Source organism: Bacillus sp. CH_70, assembly GCF_038007045.1.
In the GTDB taxonomy this organism is placed as follows: Bacteria; Bacillota; Bacilli; order Bacillales; family Bacillaceae_G; genus Bacillus_A; species Bacillus_A cereus.
The window spans coordinates 303,623-323,281 of the sequence record NZ_JBBOWL010000002.1 but is presented as its reverse complement, the minus strand read 5'-3'; the positions used below and the strand labels follow the sequence as shown (position 1 = coordinate 323,281).

Here is a 19,659-nt window from a genome sequence, read left to right as displayed (position 1 = left end):
TGGAGAGGACTGAATAAGCGTTGAACTCTAATGATAAAAAAATAAGTTTACCTCGATTGTATATCCCCTCTAATGAGAAAATAGTTAACCCGCTTTCAACAGGAATTAAAGCTTCAAATCTTTCCCAAAAAAATACTCAAAAAAGAATTAATCCCCAATTCTATAATCAACAACATGATCTAAATAATCATTTCTGTGTCATTGTAGGTAGTGAATATGTCTTGAAAATCATTGCTTTACAGCAATCATTAATGCAGTACTCAGAAAAATTTACATTGTGGATTTGTTGTATAGACCCTTTTGCATATTCACTATTAAAAGCAATGAATTTAATTAATGTAAACCTTTTACAAGTTGAAGAATTAGAAGATAGTGAACTAAAAGCAATTAAGAGAAAAAGAAAAGTAAATGAATATTGTTGGACTTTAAAATCTGTCTTGATAGAATATTTATTGGTCAATTATGATTTACCATCTATTCTATATTGTGATGGTGATTTATGCTTTTTCTCTGATCCTAATATTATTTTTGAAGAATGGGGTGAATACTCTATTTTTCTTACCCCCCAAAGAGATCGTGATTGGGTAGAAAAAATGTATGGAAAATATCAGGCTGGTCTAATTGGATTTAAGAATGATCTCTATGGACTAAAAAGTGTAAGATGGTGGAAAAATAAATGCCTAGATTGGTGCAGTGCCGAGGCTGAGGAGGGGAAATTTGGAGACCAAAAGTATTTAGATTATATCCCTATATATTTTCCAAAAGTAAAAATTTCAAATAACTTAGGTATAAATGCTGCACCTTGGAACTGTATATATAATAACGATTATAAAATTGACAAGACTAAAAACGATATATTTATTGAAAACGACAAACTAGTTGTTTATCATTTTGCATGTATTACTATCTTTACTGAAAATGATTTTGATCTTTGGTCTTTGGGAGCAATTTCAATACCCAATAATATATTAAACCATATTTACACTCCGTATTTAGAAAGAATTCAATTTGTTTTAAATCAATTAAAAGATAAATTCAATAAAGATACTAAACAATTTTTAAGTAAAAAAGATATAAATAAAGCTCAAACCTTATATAAAGATTCACAATTAAGAAGAAAAATGAATCAATCCAATCATTTTATGAATTTTTCAATGATTATAAGTAAAGAACGATTAATTCAAGGATTGACCTCTTATTATTCCTTAGAAAATTTCAACGCCAAATTTACTGTATGGATCTGTTGTATGGATGATTTAACTTATCAAATATTAAAGAAATTAAAATTACAGCACGCTATACTAATTCCGGTAAAAGATATTGAAAATCATGAACTCCTCAGTATAAAAAATGATAGGAGTTTACAAGAATATTGTTGGACATTAAAAGCACCCCTATGTCTACATGTCCTGAGTCTTTATCCGGAAGTTGATCACATTATATATTGTGATGCTGATATGTATTTCTTTACAGCACCTAATATCATTCTTGATGAATGGTGGAAATACTCTGTATTCCTTTGCCCTCAAAGAAGCTCTACTGAAATTGAAAACATACACGGTATATACCAAGCTGGTTTAGTAGGCTTCAAAAACGATCAAAATAGTAAAGAGATTTTAACATGGTGGAAAGATAAATGCCTAGAATATTGCAATAATCATTATGATGTTGAAATGAATAGATGGGGTGACCAAAAATATTTAAATCATATTCCTAACATCTTTTCTAATATAAAAATCATGACTCATAAAGGTATTGATGCAGCACCTTGGAATGTCATTTTAAATAGCAGTTCTATATCCAAAACAGATAACAAAGTTTTTATTGATCAAGATGAATTAATTGCTTTTCATTTTGGAAGTATGCAAATTATTAATCCAAATGAGTTCGATTTATGGAAACAAGAAACTTTAGAATTACCTCCAGCAGTTTTAGATTATATATACATTCCTTATATTGAACAATTGAATAAGACATGTCATACCCTTCATAATACTTTTCAAAAATCTCCCTCCTCTTTATTTACTGATCAAATTGATACAACAACAATAAAAAATTATTTTAAATACTCCTCCCCTCATCAAAATTAAAACTGATACTTTCCTTGTTTAAAAATACATCTTAATAAAGGATAGATTATCACTATGATTACTTCATTAAAAAATAAAACTTTCCTTATTACTGGTGGATACGGTTTTATTGGTTCTCACTTGGCACGAAGACTTTTAAATTTACAAGCAAAAATTGTTCTTTTTATAAGAACACCATCAAACTGTTGGAGACTAAAGGATGTTCTAAAATATATTGAAACCTATGAAATAGATATACGAGATAAAAAGCAAGTTCAAGATGCAATAAAGAAAATTAATCCCGATTATATCTTTCACCTAGCAGCCTATGGTGTAAATTCTGCCCATACAGATTACATCCACGCTATAGAAACAAATGTTTTAGGGACTTGTAACATTATTCAAGCAGCAAAATTTGTGAATTGTAAAAAAATCATCAATTTTGGGAGTAGTTCTGAATACGGTAACAAGATGGAACCTATTCATGAAAATATGTTACTAAACCCTGTAGATATCTATGGAAGTACCAAAGCTGCTGCTACTATACTCGCCCATCAAATTGCTAGCGAAAACAGCATTAATCTTATAACATTAAGACCTTTTGGCATATTCGGAGAAGGCGAGGAGCCACATAAAATTTTTAGCTATATAATCTTGCAAGTATTACAAAACAAAGAAGTAAATTTAACTTTATGTAATCAATTAAGAGATTATTGTTATATAGAAAATATAATAGATGCCTGTATCCTAGCAGTAGAAAATACTACTGTACAAAATGAAATTTTCAATATTGGGAGCGGCACTATTCACCCCTTAAAACATTATGTAGAATTATTATTCAAACATTTGAAAACCAATTCCAGACCAAATTACGGTGCAATTTCCTCTAGAACAAATGAAAGATGGGTTCCTGAAGCAGATGTCCAAAAAATAAAAAACTCTCTTTCCTGGGAACCTAAAATTAATATTGAAGAAGGAATTATAAAAACAGTTAATTGGTATAAAAATAATAAACATTTATACCTAACCCCCTAAAAATAGGGTACTAAAGGAGGTGGACTAATTGTTAAACCAAAACTTTAACGATGCTTTTTACGGAAAGACAATTTTAATTACTGGACATACTGGTTTTAAAGGTTCTTGGTTATCCCTATGGTTAAATGAATTAGGTGCTACTGTAATTGGATATTCATTGGATCCTAAAAATAAAAATGATAACTTTAACATTACTAACCTTCAAAATAATATAATTGATATCCGTGGAGACATTAGAGATTTTAATAAATTAAATAAGGTTTTTACAGATTATAAACCTGAAATTGTATTCCATTTAGCTGCCCAACCTCTAGTTAAGTATTCATATGAATATCCTAGAGAAACATACGAGGTAAACGTTGTAGGAACTATGAATGTACTTGAGGCAATTCGATTACATGAATCAGCTAAAATAGGAATTATGGTGACAAGTGACAAGTGCTATGAAAATAAAGAATGGCCTTGGGGTTATCGTGAAATTGACCCTATGGGCGGCCATGACATATATAGCTCAAGCAAAGGATGCTGCGAACTTTTAATTTCTTCCTATCGAAATTCTTACTTTCCAGAAGAAAACTTTTCTCATCACAAGAAAATAATTGCAAGCGTTCGAGCTGGTAATGTAATTGGTGGCGGTGACTGGTCAATAGATAGAATTATTCCTGATTGTATACGAGCATTAGAGTCAAACAAAAAGATTATAATTAGAAACCCTACTGCTATTAGACCCTGGCAACATGTACTAGAACCCTTAAGCGGGTATTTACTCCTTACAGAAAAAATTATAAATAATGGTATCATTTATTCAGGAGCATGGAACTTCGGACCATCCCTTAGCAATATTGTTCCAGTAGAAAAATTAGTGACCAGTTTACTAGATATTTGGGGCGGCGGGGATTGGACAGCAGAAAATATAGGTCCAATAAATTTTCATGAAGCAAATTTACTAAACCTTGATATTAGCAAAGCAAAATTCAATCTTGATTGGCAGCCAAAATGGTCCCTACAACAGACTTTAGAAAATACAATAGATTGGTATAAGCATTATAATTCTTACACCAGTACAGAGATGATAAATCTATGTGTTAGCCAAATTAAACAATATTGCATGCTTTGAATTACTCTCACTCATACCTGCTGTGAGTTCCTTAAGTAAGGAGTCCTCTTGGCTAAAATAATAACAGACACATTAAATTTTATAGTCTAAATTATAAACCTACTATACCTAGAATGATATAATCGTCCATTCACAAAGATTGTATTTCTTCGGTTATATTTTAAATAAATTATTGACTTTATACTGTATAATAAAGGAATCACTAAAAAATATGTGATTCCTTTGTTCTGAGAAAATAATGCCTTGATTTAACGACAATACAGTATATGCGATTATTAATTTATTTGTTCTAGTTATGAAAAAAACTATCCCTGTCAAAAGAGCTTCGTCCAAAGAAACACCCCCCTATTTTTTTGTACTTATCCTACCCGAAAAGTGAATAAGGTAAAAACTCCACTATTTATATCTGATATTTTAGAATTATACTGAGCTTTAACAATTTTATAATTCCCCCTTCTTGTAGCTATTCCACCAAGTTGCTTGCTAATATATTGAACCAATTGTTTACTATCACCAATGGTGATGAATTCATGACTTACTTATTCTATACACAAATAACTTTTAGAATCATCTTTTTAGAACAAGTCAAGGAGACTTTCTCTTTTATAAACTTTTTCCCCTACCAGTCTTTAATTTATCTTTAATCAAAAATAAAAACAAACCTTCAAAACAGTACATCTTTTTTTGAAATCACATAATTTCCAAACATCAAAACTCTAAATGTTGATACCCGTTATATAATGAAATCCAGCTATAAATTAGATAATTTCCCTATTACGAATAATAAGATAGTCTGTTTCACCTTTTTACATTATCTAAAGAAGAACTTGTAGGAATTCCTACAAGTTCTTCTTTGCTTTCTTTATTCTTTTCTTATTTACATACGCAAAGTTTAGACATTTCGTTGTGATACACATTATAGTACCAAATAAAATAATTTTAAAATTAATACGTAATTAATCCGTTTTAAGAGAACGAAACTTCATAAATCTTCAATCACATTTTCTTGGTTCACCTAATAGAAAGTATGAGGATTCGTATCATCTTTTTAGTGACCTTTTGGTATTATAATCTAAGTACTTTCGACACGAATTGATTGTTTTTTATGAATTTTCTTGAAAAATATTGTAAAATCACTCCATTTTTTCTTCTATTTTGTTATGATGTTTATAATTAAATGGGATTAGGATATTTCTATAAGATGGGGGCGTATATTATGAGTGTCTCAGTAAAAGGAAATGAGCAGTTAACCGCTCTATTGAACGATTGGTATCGATCTATGCTATCTCAACAAGTTATAAAAGCTACTAATCTAAAAAAGAAAATTGATGAAAAAATCAGTAAATTAAGCACTGAGCCTAATCAAGAACATCAAGATCAAAATTTGTTACTATATTACTCACTACTTGAATTCCGTTACAATGTCTTAACAGATAGCCTAGGTATTCAACAAAATAGCTTTGATGCTATTAGCGAATATGCTATGCCTACAGACCATTTCCTACGCTTCTATTATCACTTTTTCAAATCCATTCATTCCACTTTTATATCAAATTATACTGAGGCAGAGGAACATTATAAACTGGCAGAAAAGATATTAGTAGACATACCAGATGAAATTGAACACGCTGAATTCTACTATAGAATTGCTACTTTTTATCATCATACCTATAACATGCTCGCTTCTATCGAATACGCAAATAAATCGAGAGCAATCTTTTCAAAGTATGAAGGCTATGAAGTAAAAACAGCCTTTTGTAATAGTTTGTTAGGTGGTTGCTGCATCTATTTAAAACAGTACGAACAAGCTGAAGAATATTTACAAAGTGCAATTGATTTACTACAAAAGAATAAGGCAGAAGATTCTTTGTTATACGTAAAAAGTACTATGGGGTGGCTGTACTCTGATCAAAGTATGTCTACTTTAGCTATTCGTCACCTTTCAGAAGTAACAGAGAAAATCCCTACACACTTCAAGGCTATCTTCCTACAAGCTAAGGAACATTATAAATTAGGAGAACAATCAACGGCTAGCAAACTCATTGTTAAGGGATTAAAGATTTGCAGAGAAATCCATAACGAAGAATATCTACATCACTTCTTTATTTTAAAAAGATTAAACGAAAACATTCCATTGGAAGAATTAGAAAAAATCATTCAAGAAGGAATCTTATACTTTGAGAAAGAAGAGTTATGGGAATATGTTGTCGAATACGCTGAATTATTTGCCACAAAATGTAGACAATTAGAGAACCACAAAAAAGTAAGTGACTATTTCCATATTTGTTATCAAGCAAGACGAAAATTAATCGAAAAAGGAGTATTAAAATAATGAAAAAAATCAGTTTATTATTATCGGGCATTGCTTTCATTGGGACGTTAATGGTGGGAATTTCTCAGTTTTCTAAAACAGATCAGCTTGCTACTCATGGGCATTATCCTACTCCTTCATATAGTGTTGGCGATTATGGTGGTGCACCACCACAAATTTAATGTAAATGTATTTAAAAACCCTCCAAATGGAGGGTTTTTAAATGGCTTATCTGCCTGTTCAATACGCATAGAGAGTACATATTATACTTTATTTACTATGTTATAAGATTTTTCATTTCCACTCTGTAACAAGATTCTAGCATTCTCTCCTATAATCTCAACTTAAATCTTAAATCCACCAATTAACTCTTGAAGTTCTTCCGCCATCTGTGCTAATTGTATTGCTGAAGAATTTATCTCTTCCATAGAAGCATGTTGTTCCTCAGATGAACCAGCTATCGTTTGCATACTTAAAGAATTCTCTTTTACAGCCATAGATATTTGATCAATCGATGTATCGACTTTCATTGCATCAGTTGTCATTTTATTTGATAGTTCTACCATACCATGCACTTTTGATACAATATCATTTGCAGATTTTGAAATCTCATAAAAACTTTGTTTTGTATCGTTCGCAACTTTAATTCCCGACTGTACTTCTACTCCCACTTCATTCATAGCTTTTACAGTCTCATGTACGTCTGCTTGTATTTCCTTAATTAAGCTTCCAATTTCCATCGAAGATTCGGATGATTGCTCTGCTAGCTTCCTAACTTCATCGGCAACAATTGCAAACCCTCTCCCCTGTTCTCCTGCTCTAGCTGCTTCAATCGCTGCATTTAATGCTAATAAATTTGTTTGTTCAGCAATATTTTGAATCGCTTCTAATATACTGCCAATTTGCTGTGATTTCTTATCTAATAATTTTATTACATTATCTGATTGAGAAACAGAGTGATGGATAGACTGCATTTGTGTTACAGTTTGTTCTACTAATTGTTCACCTTCATTGGCTTTTTGTTTAGTGTATATGGATGAAGCCGATACTTCAGAAGCATTCTCAGCTACGTATTGAATGTTTCGTGTTACCTCACCAATTAATCCAGCTCCAGACTCAACTTCATTATTTTGAATCTCTGCACTGTTCGAGATTTCTTCTATCTCTTTTGTAATTTGTTCCGTCGCGACACTTGCTTGCTCTACACTAGCAGTTAGTTCCTCAGAAGACGCAGCTACATGTCCAGCAGATGTGTTAATTTGAGAAATAATATTACGTAACGACTCTGCCATTGTATTGAAACTAACGCCTAATTGACCAAGTTCATCCTTTGAACGAATATCTATTTTCTCGGTTAAATCTCCCCGACTAATTCTTTGGGCCGAAATAACTAATTGTCTTAGTGGATTAATAATAGATCTAAGTATGAATAAAATTACAATTCCACCTAACAATAATGAAGCCCCTATTATAGTGAGCGTTTTATAAAAAATAGGATTAGTAGCTTCTTCAATTTCTTTCATAGGCATTACGCCTGCTATTTTCCAACCTGTTTTTTTGTTTGTCTTAAAGCTTATGTTTCGATCTTCTCCATTGAGGCTATAAGTAATTACTCCATCTTCTGTCTTGTACAATTTATCCGCTAAAGTTTTCTCTAATTTCTCTCCAGGCTTTAGTGATGGATGAACAACTATAGTTTTATCTTGACTAACTATAGATACAAATCCTTGCTTTCCAATTTTTATCATTTTGGATGTTTTTACGATATCTGTAATATTCAAATCTACGCCAATTACACCACTTTTATCTGCGTTTTGCTTTGCGATTGCAATTACCATATTTCCTGTAGCCTTTGATTTATATGGAGATGAAACAATAATCTCTCCATTTGCTTTTACTGCATCCTTATACCAACTACTTTCTAATGGATTAAACCCTTCTGGTATTTTTCCTACAGGTGCATGAATAAATTGATTGTTACTGGATGCTGTATAAATCGTTTCTATTTCTGGATGTAACTGTATATATTGATCAAATTTACTCTGTACATTTTGCGATTGTTCAGGATTATAATCACCTTGTGTAAGTACCTTTGCAAAATGAGTGACATCTGTATGCTTATTTTCTAATTCATCATCAACAATCTTATCTAAAATACTTATATTATCTTTTGCTGATTGTAGAATTGTTTCATTAAGATCTGTTTTTGCTTTATTATAAGATGATACTCCTACAATAAGACTTGGTATAATTAATATTGCTATAAATGCCATAGACAACTTCGTTTTTAGCTTTATTTGTCCCAATCTTTCTTTTATATTAAACACTAGCTACTTCTCCTTTTCATTTTTACTACTTTTATAGTCTATTTAAATTTTTCTCCTTTATTTTTTCCACATTCATTTATAGTACCATTAGAAACGGAACTATAATTACATCCTATTATTGATACTTTATCATTTAGCGATTTAGATTTCACAGGTAGAGTTTTATCTATCCTCCTTTTAAATATGTTATTTTTCTATATTGAGCAATTATTAGAATACGAATTATTCAATATAAACTGGATGAAACATATACTCATTTTGAAAATAATTATTGGATTCGTTTGGATAAAAATTTAGTTTAGCGCTATTCCAATCAGATGAAATCCTTACCATAATAAATTCACAAAACCTAACTAAGTACATTTATTCTTTTAATAATTATATTTAACTGCCTTTTAACCATTCTAACTGTATTACTTCATTGATTTATCTATTTATTACAACCACTTTTGTATTATTGAATCACTAAACCACAAATTCTAAATAGGAGAATAAAATAAATTAGAGAATTACATTGTAACATGTATATATGAGTTTTTAATATTTAAATTTAAAACTTTACTATTTTTTATATGCAATATTACATGCGAAAAACCTTAATTTTTTTGTTATACTATGCATGTGGATTTTTCATCCGAAAATCTACCCAGACGCATATTTATGTATATGCCACCCTAATTGATGAAAGTGAGAAGAATGTTTATCATTTTTCTCACTTTTTTATTTTGGCTCTGTTAATATTAATTATTGATAAAAAGTATTAAATATGGGAAGACACCTTAGAGTTGGTACTTCTCTTAGTTGTTGATTATTCACATTCAAATCTAAAATAGGTATTTTCTAAGCCTATTCTTTGCTTTAATGTTTTGCCCAATGCATAATTATTTGGTAATTCTTTTTCAATGACACAAATAACATAGCCTGCTTTTCCTCTTGTTAAATTAGTTAATTGTAAGTAGTTATTGTTGTCGTAGATATAAGAAATAATATATTCATAGAAATTATTTTCTTTGTCTTCTCTATTCATATCAACATTGTACAACCTAACTCTTGCTCCTGCCCAAATTTCCTCATCATCATCAACATTACTTAAAGGCATCCATTTCGAGTTATCCAATATTTCACCCTTTTCTTGATTCATTCGTTTATACACTGAATGTTGCTAGACGCAAACTATCATAAGCATCAGTCATTTCATTTATTAGACGACCACCGACAGAGCCTTTATTTAAAATGTGTGCTTTTACTTAATTCTTTAGTTAATTTTACATTTTAAATCTACGAAAATGAATTCCCTTATAAAAACTCTAACAGAGAATCTTTCTTTCAAATTTCACCTAGGGAATCATTTCTTTTCCAAAAAACCTACCAACATCTTTATCAACTCATTTTAGAATATTTAAACAATAATCTTATATACAAACTCTGCATAAATTATTCATTTTCTTTTATATAAGACCTATCTTTTTACTTTTGATAGATTATTAGACATTGGATTATTATACATAAACGCCAAAACATGAGGTATTTTGTAGAAATTTGTCTATCAATATGTATGTACACCCTTTTGTAGTGGATATAGACTGTGAGGTGTAAGGAGGTACCTTACAAAATTATGAAAAGGAGATTATAAAATGAGTAGATTAGCAAAATTCTCAAAGTTGGCATTTGCAACTTTAATCGTGGGAAGTAGTTTAAGCACCTTTGTTTCGTCACACAGTGTACAAGCTGACACCTTAGATACTAATTACCAAGATTCTGTAAAATTCATACCAACTTCTAGTGCTAGGCAAACAATGGAACAAAAAAACACTATTGTTCCCGAATCAAAAGTTATTAAAAACCATTATGTAAAGTACTCTAAAGCACATTTCCAAACTGAAGAAAGTATACCAAAAGAGATTTATTATTCTTCAGAAGGCTTTAAGGGCTATATACAGGCAAGTACCGTTTGGGATATGGGAGATCATTTCGCAACACTATATTCCGGAACCGTTATTCGATGTTAGACTTTGAACCCCTCTCTCCTAATGCTTATAATGATCAATAGCTCACTGCCAATACTGTAATATCTATTGTTCATAAAATAAACCACAAAATCTTTCGATTTCATGGTTTATCAAATATAAAGATAATGCTAAACGAATACTCTAACATTACCTTCCCCAAAGTTAATTATAGAGTATTTTCAAAAAAAAGACACTCTTGTAGTGTCTTTTTTATAGTATTTTAAAAAGAATTCCGCCTACTAACACCTTTTTGTTGCGCCTATTCATTTATTTCAATATAATACTTTTCCATCTCGTATATGCAATAGACAATGATAGCTAAACTCCAACTGACACTATAATAATTATGTGTGTAGAAGTCATATCCCGCTTGAATACCTTTCTCTATTACAACCAATGTAAATCCTAATGCCACCCATTTGTTAATTTTCATCTTAATAAACGTTAAAGAGATAATTATTAAAAATAAAATATTTGTAAGATCATTTATCATTAGCTCATATTTTTGAATGTATACTGCCATTATACAAGCAACGATATTAGTCGCAATGCCAAAGGCAATCATCGCTCCCCAAATCCTGTCCGAAAGTCCCATTCCTGAGTCAGTCCCTTCCTAAACAAATATCCTTTTCTTTAATTCGTTCCTACACCCTATTCAAGGTATGCTAAATTATCCTTGTCTGATGAATATCTATTTATCTTTTCATATAGAGTAAACAAAATCTCTACTTATAATTTTTTCTTTGTTAGGCAAACTATATCTAAGCCGTTTGAACTAGCGGCTTCACTCTTCTGGTAATGGGATAGCACAATTTATTGAATTGACTAACTCATTCAACCCACTGGCACTGGCACCGGCAGGCAACAAAATAGTTGTCTGCCATTTTCATGTATACTTTTTCTAAATTCATTACAAACCAAGTTTGTGCTGTACTGATTTCAAAAGGACGGAATTTCATTTTTTAAAATGTAAAAAAATAAGGTCCTGTCTACTTTTGGTATAGGACTTTTTCTTTTCACATATACTATTTTTGAACCTGTTTACCAATACGTGTCCTAATGGTGTCTTGAATTCCTCCTAAAAAGGGCTGCAGATACGACTGCATGCCCTTTTATTTACGTTGCTGCTCTATATTGAATAAAATAATTAAAAATTAAAAATATAATATTACATATTTTTTCTGTTCAGATTATGTTAGGATTTAATTCGTAGTCGAATTATGGTTTCGTATCTAATTCAGCAATATGTGAACTGTTTACCTAAAGAAAAGACACCCAAAAGGTATCTTTTCTTCTTTTAATCTAAAAAACATTTTTCCTTTTCAATAAGATCCAATTATCCCTCTAACCTAAACCTCATATTTAAAGGCAATTTAATCATGGTACTCAAGAGTTTTCATCCATTTCAATATGCCTATAGTTTAATTTAAAATCACATTTCCAGCACTATATTTACTTTCCTACAGATTTTCTGTCTTGTTCTTAATTCTGTCAAAGTCCTCATGTAGCTATACAAAGAATATATGCTACTATGATATTAAGAAACTATGCGTTCCCTTAACCCTGTATCCGGCCCTGTATTTATTACAGGGTCTTTGTTTATTTTTTTACTTTTAGTTAATACATACTCAATTTCAGTTAAAATTATTTATATGTTAATTAAATTTCGAAATGATATATCTATAAGCTCTTTTAGCAAATAAAATATAATATTAGACATATATAACTAACTTGGGGCTATTATTAGTTTTCTAAATATGCACTTCGTTAACACTATATAAATAGTGTTAACTATCTTAATTAAATATTGGTAATAATAAGTATAAATATTATCAATTTACTATATATTACATTTATGTAAAAATAGATGTATGTTAAGCTTTTTCAAAATCTTTCCCCTAATAAAGATTTGAAGTAGCATTTCATGATTCTCCTTACTGTTAATATGCCTTGAAAAAGAACCCTATAGGGTTCTTTTTCTTCTCATTATAACCTCAGTAAGTCCTTATTTAACATGCAAAAAGGACTGCTAATTACTTGCAGCCCTTTTACACGTTAATATACACTTGTATTTATGCCTAATAACGCAATAATTAGCAAAATTTTTTCATAACTTCCCCTTCTTTCTCTTTATATTTAACACACATAACATACCTTTGCTTTGTTACAGGAATATGAAAATCCCCCAAAAATCCCTTTTAAAATTATACAGTGGTAGTTCATTCATAAAAAATAAAGAGATAATTAGAACATTGCTTCATTTTTAAAGAAACAAAAAAGGAATCCTTTACGGATTCCTTTTTGCCTTGCACTCTTTTTCAAATAGTGCATCTTTGCACCTAATTTCATTATATCTTATAATTCACATAATATAAATAAGTTTAATTGATATTCACTTCAATATTTTCATAAAAAAAGATGTGAGTCTAGAAATTAATAATACTAGGTTCACTTACGAAAAATTTATATTCTGTCACCAACAATAAAACATCATAATTCCTTATAATTTTACGGATAAAATAGCATATTTTTAAAACTCATCCCTTGAACATTCTATTAGTTGTTCCATAGCAATCTTCCGCGCATGTTCCTCACTATCTACCAAAGTCAATCCTTGTGATATATAACTCCAAAATTCATATCCACAATCCTCCATCCATCTATACGCTTCTGTTGTGTATAGACCATCTTTTCTTTCAATGATTTGAACCTTATAGTTTTTATTAGGAGAAAAAAACTCTTGTATAACCTGCTCCATTTATGCAATATCCCCCTAAAATAAAGGCTAGGCTTTTTCACCTAACCCTACTAATATATTTACCCGTTTTTAATCAATCTCATACGGATATCTTCGTCTGCACTATAAAGTTGTAACATATTTAAATCATAATTTTGCACCTGATATCTAAAACTCTCAGTTCTTTGAGTCTTATGACCATTCTCAGTTACGCTTGTTAATTTTAATGTTAATTGTAAAGAAGGTACGTCTAACTCGTATGTTCCTTTCATTAGACTATCTCTACTTGGGAAATCCCCATACTTATAAAAAGCAAATGTCATATCACCTTTTAAATCGAGTATTGTTTTGACTCCTTCTCCTAAATCAATACCATACTTACCTACAATAGACCTTTCATTTTTAATATAACTAGATGTATTAGAATCGTTTATTCCTAACTCTTCATCAGTACCAACTATACCTTTGAACATACCTGTTTGGGCTTGGCTCTTGTCTGATTGACTTAAGTTAGGTGAAGATGATTTTGGAACAAAATTTGATGAAACGTCTTCACTAGAAGAATCAGAAGAACTTTCTACTTTTTTTGATTCATTCTTTAGTTTTTCAAACACTGGTATCCAAATACGATTACCTTCTGATAGCTTACTGTCTGCCTTTTCAAGTACTTCCTTATCAGCTTCCATTGAGAAGTCTGTTTTCTTGAATACCTTTTCTACTTCTTCAAAAGATTCCCTATACTTACTGACTGCTTTAAGGACTTCTTTGTGATCTTCCTTGTATTTAGAAGGGGCATCTATAGACTCTATCTTATCCAGTACTTTCATATAGTCTTTAATGGAAGCTAAGACTTCTTCCCTTGATTTACTACCTTTTTGGTAGTATTTTATTGAATCTTTATAAAAAATTAACCGCTTCACTAAATCTTTCTCCATGTCTAACATGTATTGTGGGTAATCCTCTTCTAAAACTCGAATCCTTTGAATATCTTTCTCGTTATCTTTTAAGCTAGTAGACTTTTTATCTTGTTCAGTGGCTTTCGCTTTGCTTAACTCTTCTGTCTTTGCTTCTTTCTTTGGTGGATCTTGAATCGTATCACACCCCCCTAATAACATAACCGGAATCGCTAATGTGATTAGTTTCTTCGATTTCATACGTCATCCCCCTCGTTAATAATCGTTGTTATTTTCTTCTCTGCTTACCTTTTTAGGATTTAATTTATGAATACGGAATCCACCTTCTGTATCATCATTTAAATTCCTTTCTACTTTCTTCTCTGCTTTACGTTTCACATCAGGGAAATCTTTATCTATTTCATCAAAAATCGGTTGCCATGTGCTCAGTACGTCTATAATCATATCATTGGCTTTGTCGAATCCCTCAGGTAATTTGTTATCAGGATATAACGGATTTTGCGCTCTCATACCAAAGTCTACAATGAGTTCTAAAGCTTCTCTTAACTTTGACACACCTTCTTCGAGTAAAGGATAGTTTGATTCGTACTTTCCGATTGGCACCAGGTTAAGTATGTAGTTTAGTTGCATATCAACCAGTTTTAATTCTTCTCTTGTGTAGTTCACGGTAGCACTACGCTCATTAATTGATTTTTCCATCCCCTTACCTAGATATTCAATTTGATACTGAAGTCGGGCATAGATTTCGTATAACTGATACGGATATCTTTCTTCCGTTACCGTTACTTTTTCTTTTTCTTTCTTTTCATAGACTGTTTCATTGTCCCCTTTCTTCTTGTCTTTCTTGGTTTCTTCTTCAGTCTCTATACCCTTGTACTTGTCATTTTCTTTCTTCTTCATTTCCTCTTCATACTTTAATTGTGCTAACGCCATTCTTAGCTGTTTCTCAATTTGTTCATCGCTATAATGCAACTGTTTCATGTCTTTTATCATCTTATCTGCTTTAAACTCTTTATCTACTTGTCTGAACTCTGACTGTGTAAGTCCATATGTTTCGGTTGTACAACCTGCTAATAACATAACAGGTAAGGTTAATGTTACAAGTATCTTTGCTTTCATTTTCTGCTACCCCTATAAAAAGCAGCAACTATACAGTTGCTGCTTCTAAAATTTCTTTTTGTATTTCAACACGCTTAACTTGGTGGGGGTCTTTTGAAAGAATTGTAAAAGCATATCCTTCACTAAATAACGTTTGTCCTTCCTGGATATCATAATTCTGCATTAGAATCCAACCACCAATTGTATCAACATCACTATCATTCATATGTAATCCTAACAAATCATTTATTTCACTAATACGCACTTTACCTTCTACGACAATATGATCATTATTCATTTGTTGAATTGGTGAAAGCTCATCACCATCATATTCATCACGGATTTCGCCTACAATTTCTTCTAGTATATCCTCAATTGTTACCAAACCAGCTGTGCCACCGTATTCATCATATAACACAGCCAATGGAATACGTTTCATTTGCATTTTTAATAATAAATCATGTATTGGTATGGTTTCTATTGCTTCAATTACTGGACGCGTATACGAGGAAATAGAATTAAATTCTTTTGATTCATTACTTATATAACGAATCAAGAAATCTTTCACATTCACCATGCCGATGATTTCATCTTTGTCTTCTCCAAATACAAGGTAGCGTGTGTACTTTTCATTACGGATTATATTTATATGATCCGCTAAAGAATTCTCTACATGAAGCCCTATAATTTCTGTACGAGGGACCATTATTTCTTTTGCAATACGATTATCAAATTCAAAAATATTATTTACATATTTATATTCAGCTTGATTAATCTCTCCACGTTCATAACTTTCCGAAAGAATCAATCGTAATTCTTCTTCTGTATGTACGACATCATGCTCTGATGCTGATCTTAAACCAAATAGTCTTGTTATCATCCTTGCAGAGCCATTCAACAATCGAATAAACGGATACATGATTTTGTGGAACCAGATAAGCGGAGCTGAAAGCAATAAAGTAACCTTCTCAGCCTTTTGAATCGCAAATGTTTTGGGTGCCAATTCACCAACTACAACATGTAAGTACGTCATAAAAGTAAAAGCAATTCCTAAAGATAATACACCTGCAATGGAAGGGTTGATATTCCACTTATCAAATAAAGGATATAAAAGTCTCTCAATGGTTGGTTCACCTAATGCCCCTAGTCCCATTGCTGTCACTGTAATACCTAATTGACAAGCCGACAAATATTCATCCAGGTTTGACGTTACTTTCTTAGCTGCCAATGCACCCTTCTTTCCTTCTAATACAAATTGATCAATCTTTGATCCTCTTACTTTTACAATAGCAAACTCAATTGCCACGAAAAACGCGGTACATGCGACTAAAACCGCTACCATAATTAAATTAAATATGTCCAACTAATCCCCTTAGTTTTGTAAAAACTAAAGGATTCACCTCCTAATATATTTTCACTTTCCCTACTTACTATTTATTAACTGCGTGTAATATAAGATTGTTTACAATCTACATTCTCAAAATAATAAGAGGTACTCTAAGAAAATCGAGGTTATTTAGCCAACTATCCGAGTCAACGTCTGAGTCCAATACATATCCACCGCCTAAATTAAATTATCTATATGTTAGCATAGGTAATAAATTACAGTCAACACTTATATTTCAAATACTTAGAAAATGATTTAAAGAACTTCCCTCCCATCATTTTCTTCCTGTACTACCTAATGTAGATAACACTGTTTATAACCTAAACACTCCAACTACATTAGGCCGCTACCTCTCTCTTTCATTCTGCGTATTTTTAATTCATATAATAAAATATTTTTTCAAAAACCACTTCATAAAAGAACGTAAGTTCGTGTATAATAAGAACGGATGTTCTCGTTGTTAGGAGGAATTATGATGTATGACTATTCAATTTTACCGAATAGAATCATTTTATGTGTTGATCTTCGTAGCTTTTATGCTTCTGTTAGTTGCATCAAAATGGGATTAGACCCACTTCATACAAAATTAGCTGTAGTCGGTGATGTGAATAGGAATGGGTCCATTGTTTTAGCCGCAACTCCACCTTTAAAAGCAATGGGAGTAAAGAAGTTGGCAAGGCTATACGAGATTCCTCGGCAAAAAGATATCCTTATTGTGAATCCAATTATGGGAACCTATATTAAGTGCTCCAATTACATAACGAAGTTAGCTCTACAATATGTTCCTATTGAAGACTTTCATCAATACAGCATCGATGAATTTTTTATGGATATTACCGATAGCATCCATCTATTTGCCCGAAATCCAAATGAATTTGCATTACAGTTTAAACGTGAAATATATGAACACACACGAATTGAATGCACAATCGGGATTGCACCTAACCTATTGATGAGTAAGGTAGCTTTAGATATTGAAGCAAAGAAAAATAAAGACGGAGTCGCTTATTGGACATACGAAGATATACCTACAAAATTATGGAGCATACGGCCGCTGAGTAAGTTTTGGGGTATTTCGCATAAAACAGAAACAAAATTAAATCAAAAAGGAATACATTCTATTGGAGATTTAGCTAATTATCCTCTTAAATATTTAAAACAAAGCTTCGGTGTGATTGGAGAAGAATTACACTTACATAGTAATGGGATTGATTTTAGTCGAATTTCAGAGAAATATGTTCCGGTTACAACTTCTATAGGAAAAAGCCAAATTTTAATGCGTGATTATACAATAGAAGAATTTCCAATTATCCTACTGGAACATACCGAAGAAGTTTGCTATCGATTAAGACAACAAAACAAACTTGCTCGAACCGTTCATTTCTCTGTTGGTTATAGCAAGGATAATGCAGGTGGCATTAGAAAAACACATAGTTTAAGCCGTCCTACAAATTTAACAATGGATATTTATCATATCTGTACATACTTTTTACATCAGCAATATACTGGTGAACCCATTCGTAGCATAAACATATCCTTAACAAACCTAATTCAAGAAGGGGAAGAACAAATTTCTCTTTTTGATGATGTCACAAAACGAGAACAAGAAGTGAAGTTGACAAAAGTAATGGATGAAATACGCACAAAGTTTGGGAAAAACAGTATTTTACGAGGGATTTCCTACACGCATAGCGCTACAGCTAGACACAGAAACACACTAATAGGAGGACATAAATCATGAGTAACGCCAATATGCCAAAAGGAAGAGGAATGGTCAAATGGTCTCCGTTCGCAGCAATGCCAGAACAATTCGCCGGAATACATGAAATAATCAAAGAGAAAAATAAAATAGCACGTCCCATTTTAACCTCTGAAGAAAAAGAACTGATTGAGAACATGCTTTTATGTTCCTTATTATCCGAAGAAGAAATACTAATTACATATTATGAAGGCGGCTATTTACTTACTAACTATATGACCATCATTGATATAGATCCGTTAAATAGCGCTATCATATGTACGGATGCTTTCTATAATAAGTTGACACTACAATTTTCGGATATACTGGATGTAAAATAGAATAGATTTAAACGTTTGGATTGTTATAAAGGAGTGTATAAAATGCAAGGGAATCAGATAAGAAAGAATACAGCAAGAACAGTTATTCATAACAATATAAATAACTATCCCTATTTAAATATACCTATGATTATTAATGAGAATGATGGAATAACTTACGAGGTTTTAAGCGCTGGTTTTCATAATAATGATGCAGTAGCAATGATAACAACTGACGGTTTCACTACAACTAGGGTAAATACACCAATCGTAACAGTAAAAAACGATGATAGTAGTATTCAGGTATTCCGTTTACCTTTAGAATTGGATTATTGGGTACTTTCATGTATGCGTGCTGCTTCAACAGGAAAAAATCCGTTCCCATGTAAAGTTGCTTTTGGAATCATTGATACTAAATTTCATGTGGAATTTAAGTGAGAAAGGAACAAATTAATTTGTTCCTTTTATCGTTTTTGGGACATTAATTTTTCTTAAGCTGATGTGCATGTAGCGGTATCCCTCACTATTAAATTTCAAATGCATGAAAATGAGGAAAAGTTTAAAATAATTTATATACAAATGAAATAATCCCGCCAG

Annotated in this window: 15 protein-coding genes and 2 pseudogenes; 9 read left to right on the top strand and 8 right to left on the bottom strand. The window is 31.4% G+C overall.

Translation table 11 applies throughout. From position 1 onward, the window contains the following. Positions 1 to 20: 20 nt before the first annotated feature. From N2V79_RS28580 to N2V79_RS28560, 5 genes are all read left to right on the top strand, one after another. The gene (locus tag N2V79_RS28580) at positions 21 to 2,090 is read left to right on the top strand and encodes a glycosyl transferase (protein ID WP_340720490.1); all 2,070 of its coding nucleotides are present in this window, start codon (positions 21 to 23) and stop codon (positions 2,088 to 2,090) included. A gap of 54 nt (positions 2,091 to 2,144) precedes the next feature. Next, positions 2,145 to 3,104: an NAD-dependent epimerase/dehydratase family protein gene (locus tag N2V79_RS28575; protein WP_224414197.1), complete on the top strand. Its 960-nt coding sequence runs from the start codon at positions 2,145 to 2,147 to the stop codon at positions 3,102 to 3,104. Positions 3,105 to 3,132: 28 nt separating this feature from the next. Next, a complete protein-coding gene (rfbG, locus tag N2V79_RS28570; protein ID WP_340720489.1) occupies positions 3,133 to 4,221 on the top strand; it encodes a CDP-glucose 4,6-dehydratase in 1,089 nt (362 codons plus the stop codon). A 1,216-nt stretch (positions 4,222 to 5,437) separates the two neighbouring features. Continuing rightward, positions 5,438 to 6,553, top strand: a complete 1,116-nt coding sequence (locus N2V79_RS28565; RefSeq protein WP_098852886.1) for a Rap family tetratricopeptide repeat protein — start codon at positions 5,438 to 5,440, stop codon at positions 6,551 to 6,553. Continuing rightward, positions 6,553 to 6,714, top strand: a complete 162-nt coding sequence (locus tag N2V79_RS28560) for a Phr family secreted Rap phosphatase inhibitor (protein WP_000724104.1) — start codon at positions 6,553 to 6,555, stop codon at positions 6,712 to 6,714. Before N2V79_RS28565 ends, N2V79_RS28560 begins: the two co-directional genes overlap by 1 nt. A 162-nt stretch (positions 6,715 to 6,876) precedes the next feature. On the opposite strand, the gene N2V79_RS28555 is transcribed toward N2V79_RS28560, so the two are convergent. Together N2V79_RS28555 and N2V79_RS28550 are read right to left on the bottom strand one after the other, a co-directional pair. Next, the gene (locus N2V79_RS28555; protein WP_142340509.1) at positions 6,877 to 8,859 is read right to left on the bottom strand and encodes a methyl-accepting chemotaxis protein; all 1,983 of its coding nucleotides are present in this window, start codon (positions 8,857 to 8,859) and stop codon (positions 6,877 to 6,879) included. An 808-nt stretch (positions 8,860 to 9,667) separates the two neighbouring features. Then, entirely contained in the window at positions 9,668 to 9,958 is a 291-nt protein-coding gene (locus N2V79_RS28550) for a hypothetical protein (protein WP_050845376.1), read from the bottom strand. Positions 9,959 to 10,493: 535 nt separating this feature from the next. On the opposite strand from N2V79_RS28550, the gene N2V79_RS28545 reads away from it, so the two are divergent. Beyond that, on the top strand, positions 10,494 to 10,868 hold the full coding sequence (locus N2V79_RS28545; protein WP_050844956.1) for a hypothetical protein: 375 nt from the start codon (positions 10,494 to 10,496) through the stop codon (positions 10,866 to 10,868). 259 nt (positions 10,869 to 11,127) lie between these two features. On the opposite strand, the gene N2V79_RS28540 is transcribed toward N2V79_RS28545, so the two are convergent. The 6 genes and pseudogenes from N2V79_RS28540 to N2V79_RS28515 form a co-directional block, all read right to left on the bottom strand. Further along, positions 11,128 to 11,463, bottom strand: coding sequence for a hypothetical protein (locus N2V79_RS28540; RefSeq protein ID WP_017658069.1), 336 nt, complete (start codon positions 11,461 to 11,463; stop codon positions 11,128 to 11,130). A gap of 1,478 nt (positions 11,464 to 12,941) precedes the next feature. Then, positions 12,942 to 13,057: pseudogene (locus tag N2V79_RS28535) on the bottom strand (cellulase); the annotation flags it as partial. 341 nt (positions 13,058 to 13,398) lie between these two features. Then, positions 13,399 to 13,626, bottom strand: coding sequence for a hypothetical protein (locus N2V79_RS28530; RefSeq protein ID WP_259591405.1), 228 nt, complete (start codon positions 13,624 to 13,626; stop codon positions 13,399 to 13,401). A 59-nt stretch (positions 13,627 to 13,685) separates the two neighbouring features. After that, positions 13,686 to 14,759, bottom strand: coding sequence for a DUF7018 domain-containing (lipo)protein (locus N2V79_RS28525; RefSeq protein ID WP_340720488.1), 1,074 nt, complete (start codon positions 14,757 to 14,759; stop codon positions 13,686 to 13,688). A 671-nt stretch (positions 14,760 to 15,430) separates the two neighbouring features. Beyond that, positions 15,431 to 15,638: pseudogene (locus N2V79_RS29310) on the bottom strand (hypothetical protein); the annotation flags it as partial. 28 nt (positions 15,639 to 15,666) lie between these two features. Continuing rightward, positions 15,667 to 16,980, bottom strand: coding sequence for a hemolysin family protein (locus tag N2V79_RS28515; protein WP_031312980.1), 1,314 nt, complete (start codon positions 16,978 to 16,980; stop codon positions 15,667 to 15,669). A gap of 499 nt (positions 16,981 to 17,479) precedes the next feature. Between N2V79_RS28515 and N2V79_RS28510 the strand changes: the two genes are divergently transcribed. Genes N2V79_RS28510 through N2V79_RS28500 form a run of 3 tightly spaced genes read left to right on the top strand, consistent with a single transcriptional unit; the run spans position 17,480 to position 19,500 of the window. Beyond that, the gene (locus tag N2V79_RS28510) at positions 17,480 to 18,745 is read left to right on the top strand and encodes a Y-family DNA polymerase (protein ID WP_000272552.1); all 1,266 of its coding nucleotides are present in this window, start codon (positions 17,480 to 17,482) and stop codon (positions 18,743 to 18,745) included. After that, positions 18,742 to 19,083: a YolD-like family protein gene (locus N2V79_RS28505; RefSeq protein WP_340720486.1), complete on the top strand. Its 342-nt coding sequence runs from the start codon at positions 18,742 to 18,744 to the stop codon at positions 19,081 to 19,083. Before N2V79_RS28510 ends, N2V79_RS28505 begins: the two co-directional genes overlap by 4 nt. Positions 19,084 to 19,125: 42 nt before the next feature. Continuing rightward, a complete protein-coding gene (locus N2V79_RS28500; RefSeq protein ID WP_069603944.1) occupies positions 19,126 to 19,500 on the top strand; it encodes a hypothetical protein in 375 nt (124 codons plus the stop codon). Positions 19,501 to 19,659: the final 159 nt, after the last annotated feature.

Bases quoted from the DNA above. Each gene is read 5' to 3' on its own strand.
- N2V79_RS28530 (WP_259591405.1), bottom strand. From the start codon at position 13,626: ATGGAGCAGGTTATACAAGAGTTTTTTTCTCCTAATAAAAACTATAAG.
- N2V79_RS28550 (WP_050845376.1), bottom strand. From the start codon at position 9,958: ATGCCTTTAAGTAATGTTGATGATGATGAGGAAATTTGGGCAGGAGCA.
- N2V79_RS28565 (WP_098852886.1), top strand. From the start codon at position 5,438: ATGAGTGTCTCAGTAAAAGGAAATGAGCAGTTAACCGCTCTATTGAAC.
- N2V79_RS28510 (WP_000272552.1), top strand. From the start codon at position 17,480: ATGTATGACTATTCAATTTTACCGAATAGAATCATTTTATGTGTTGAT.
- N2V79_RS28500 (WP_069603944.1), top strand. From the start codon at position 19,126: ATGCAAGGGAATCAGATAAGAAAGAATACAGCAAGAACAGTTATTCAT.
- N2V79_RS28560 (WP_000724104.1), top strand. From the start codon at position 6,553: ATGAAAAAAATCAGTTTATTATTATCGGGCATTGCTTTCATTGGGACG.
- N2V79_RS28575 (WP_224414197.1), top strand. From the start codon at position 2,145: ATGATTACTTCATTAAAAAATAAAACTTTCCTTATTACTGGTGGATAC.
- N2V79_RS28545 (WP_050844956.1), top strand. From the start codon at position 10,494: ATGAGTAGATTAGCAAAATTCTCAAAGTTGGCATTTGCAACTTTAATC.
- N2V79_RS28525 (WP_340720488.1), bottom strand. From the start codon at position 14,759: ATGAAATCGAAGAAACTAATCACATTAGCGATTCCGGTTATGTTATTA.
- N2V79_RS28505 (WP_340720486.1), top strand. From the start codon at position 18,742: ATGAGTAACGCCAATATGCCAAAAGGAAGAGGAATGGTCAAATGGTCT.
- N2V79_RS28540 (WP_017658069.1), bottom strand. From the start codon at position 11,463: ATGGGACTTTCGGACAGGATTTGGGGAGCGATGATTGCCTTTGGCATT.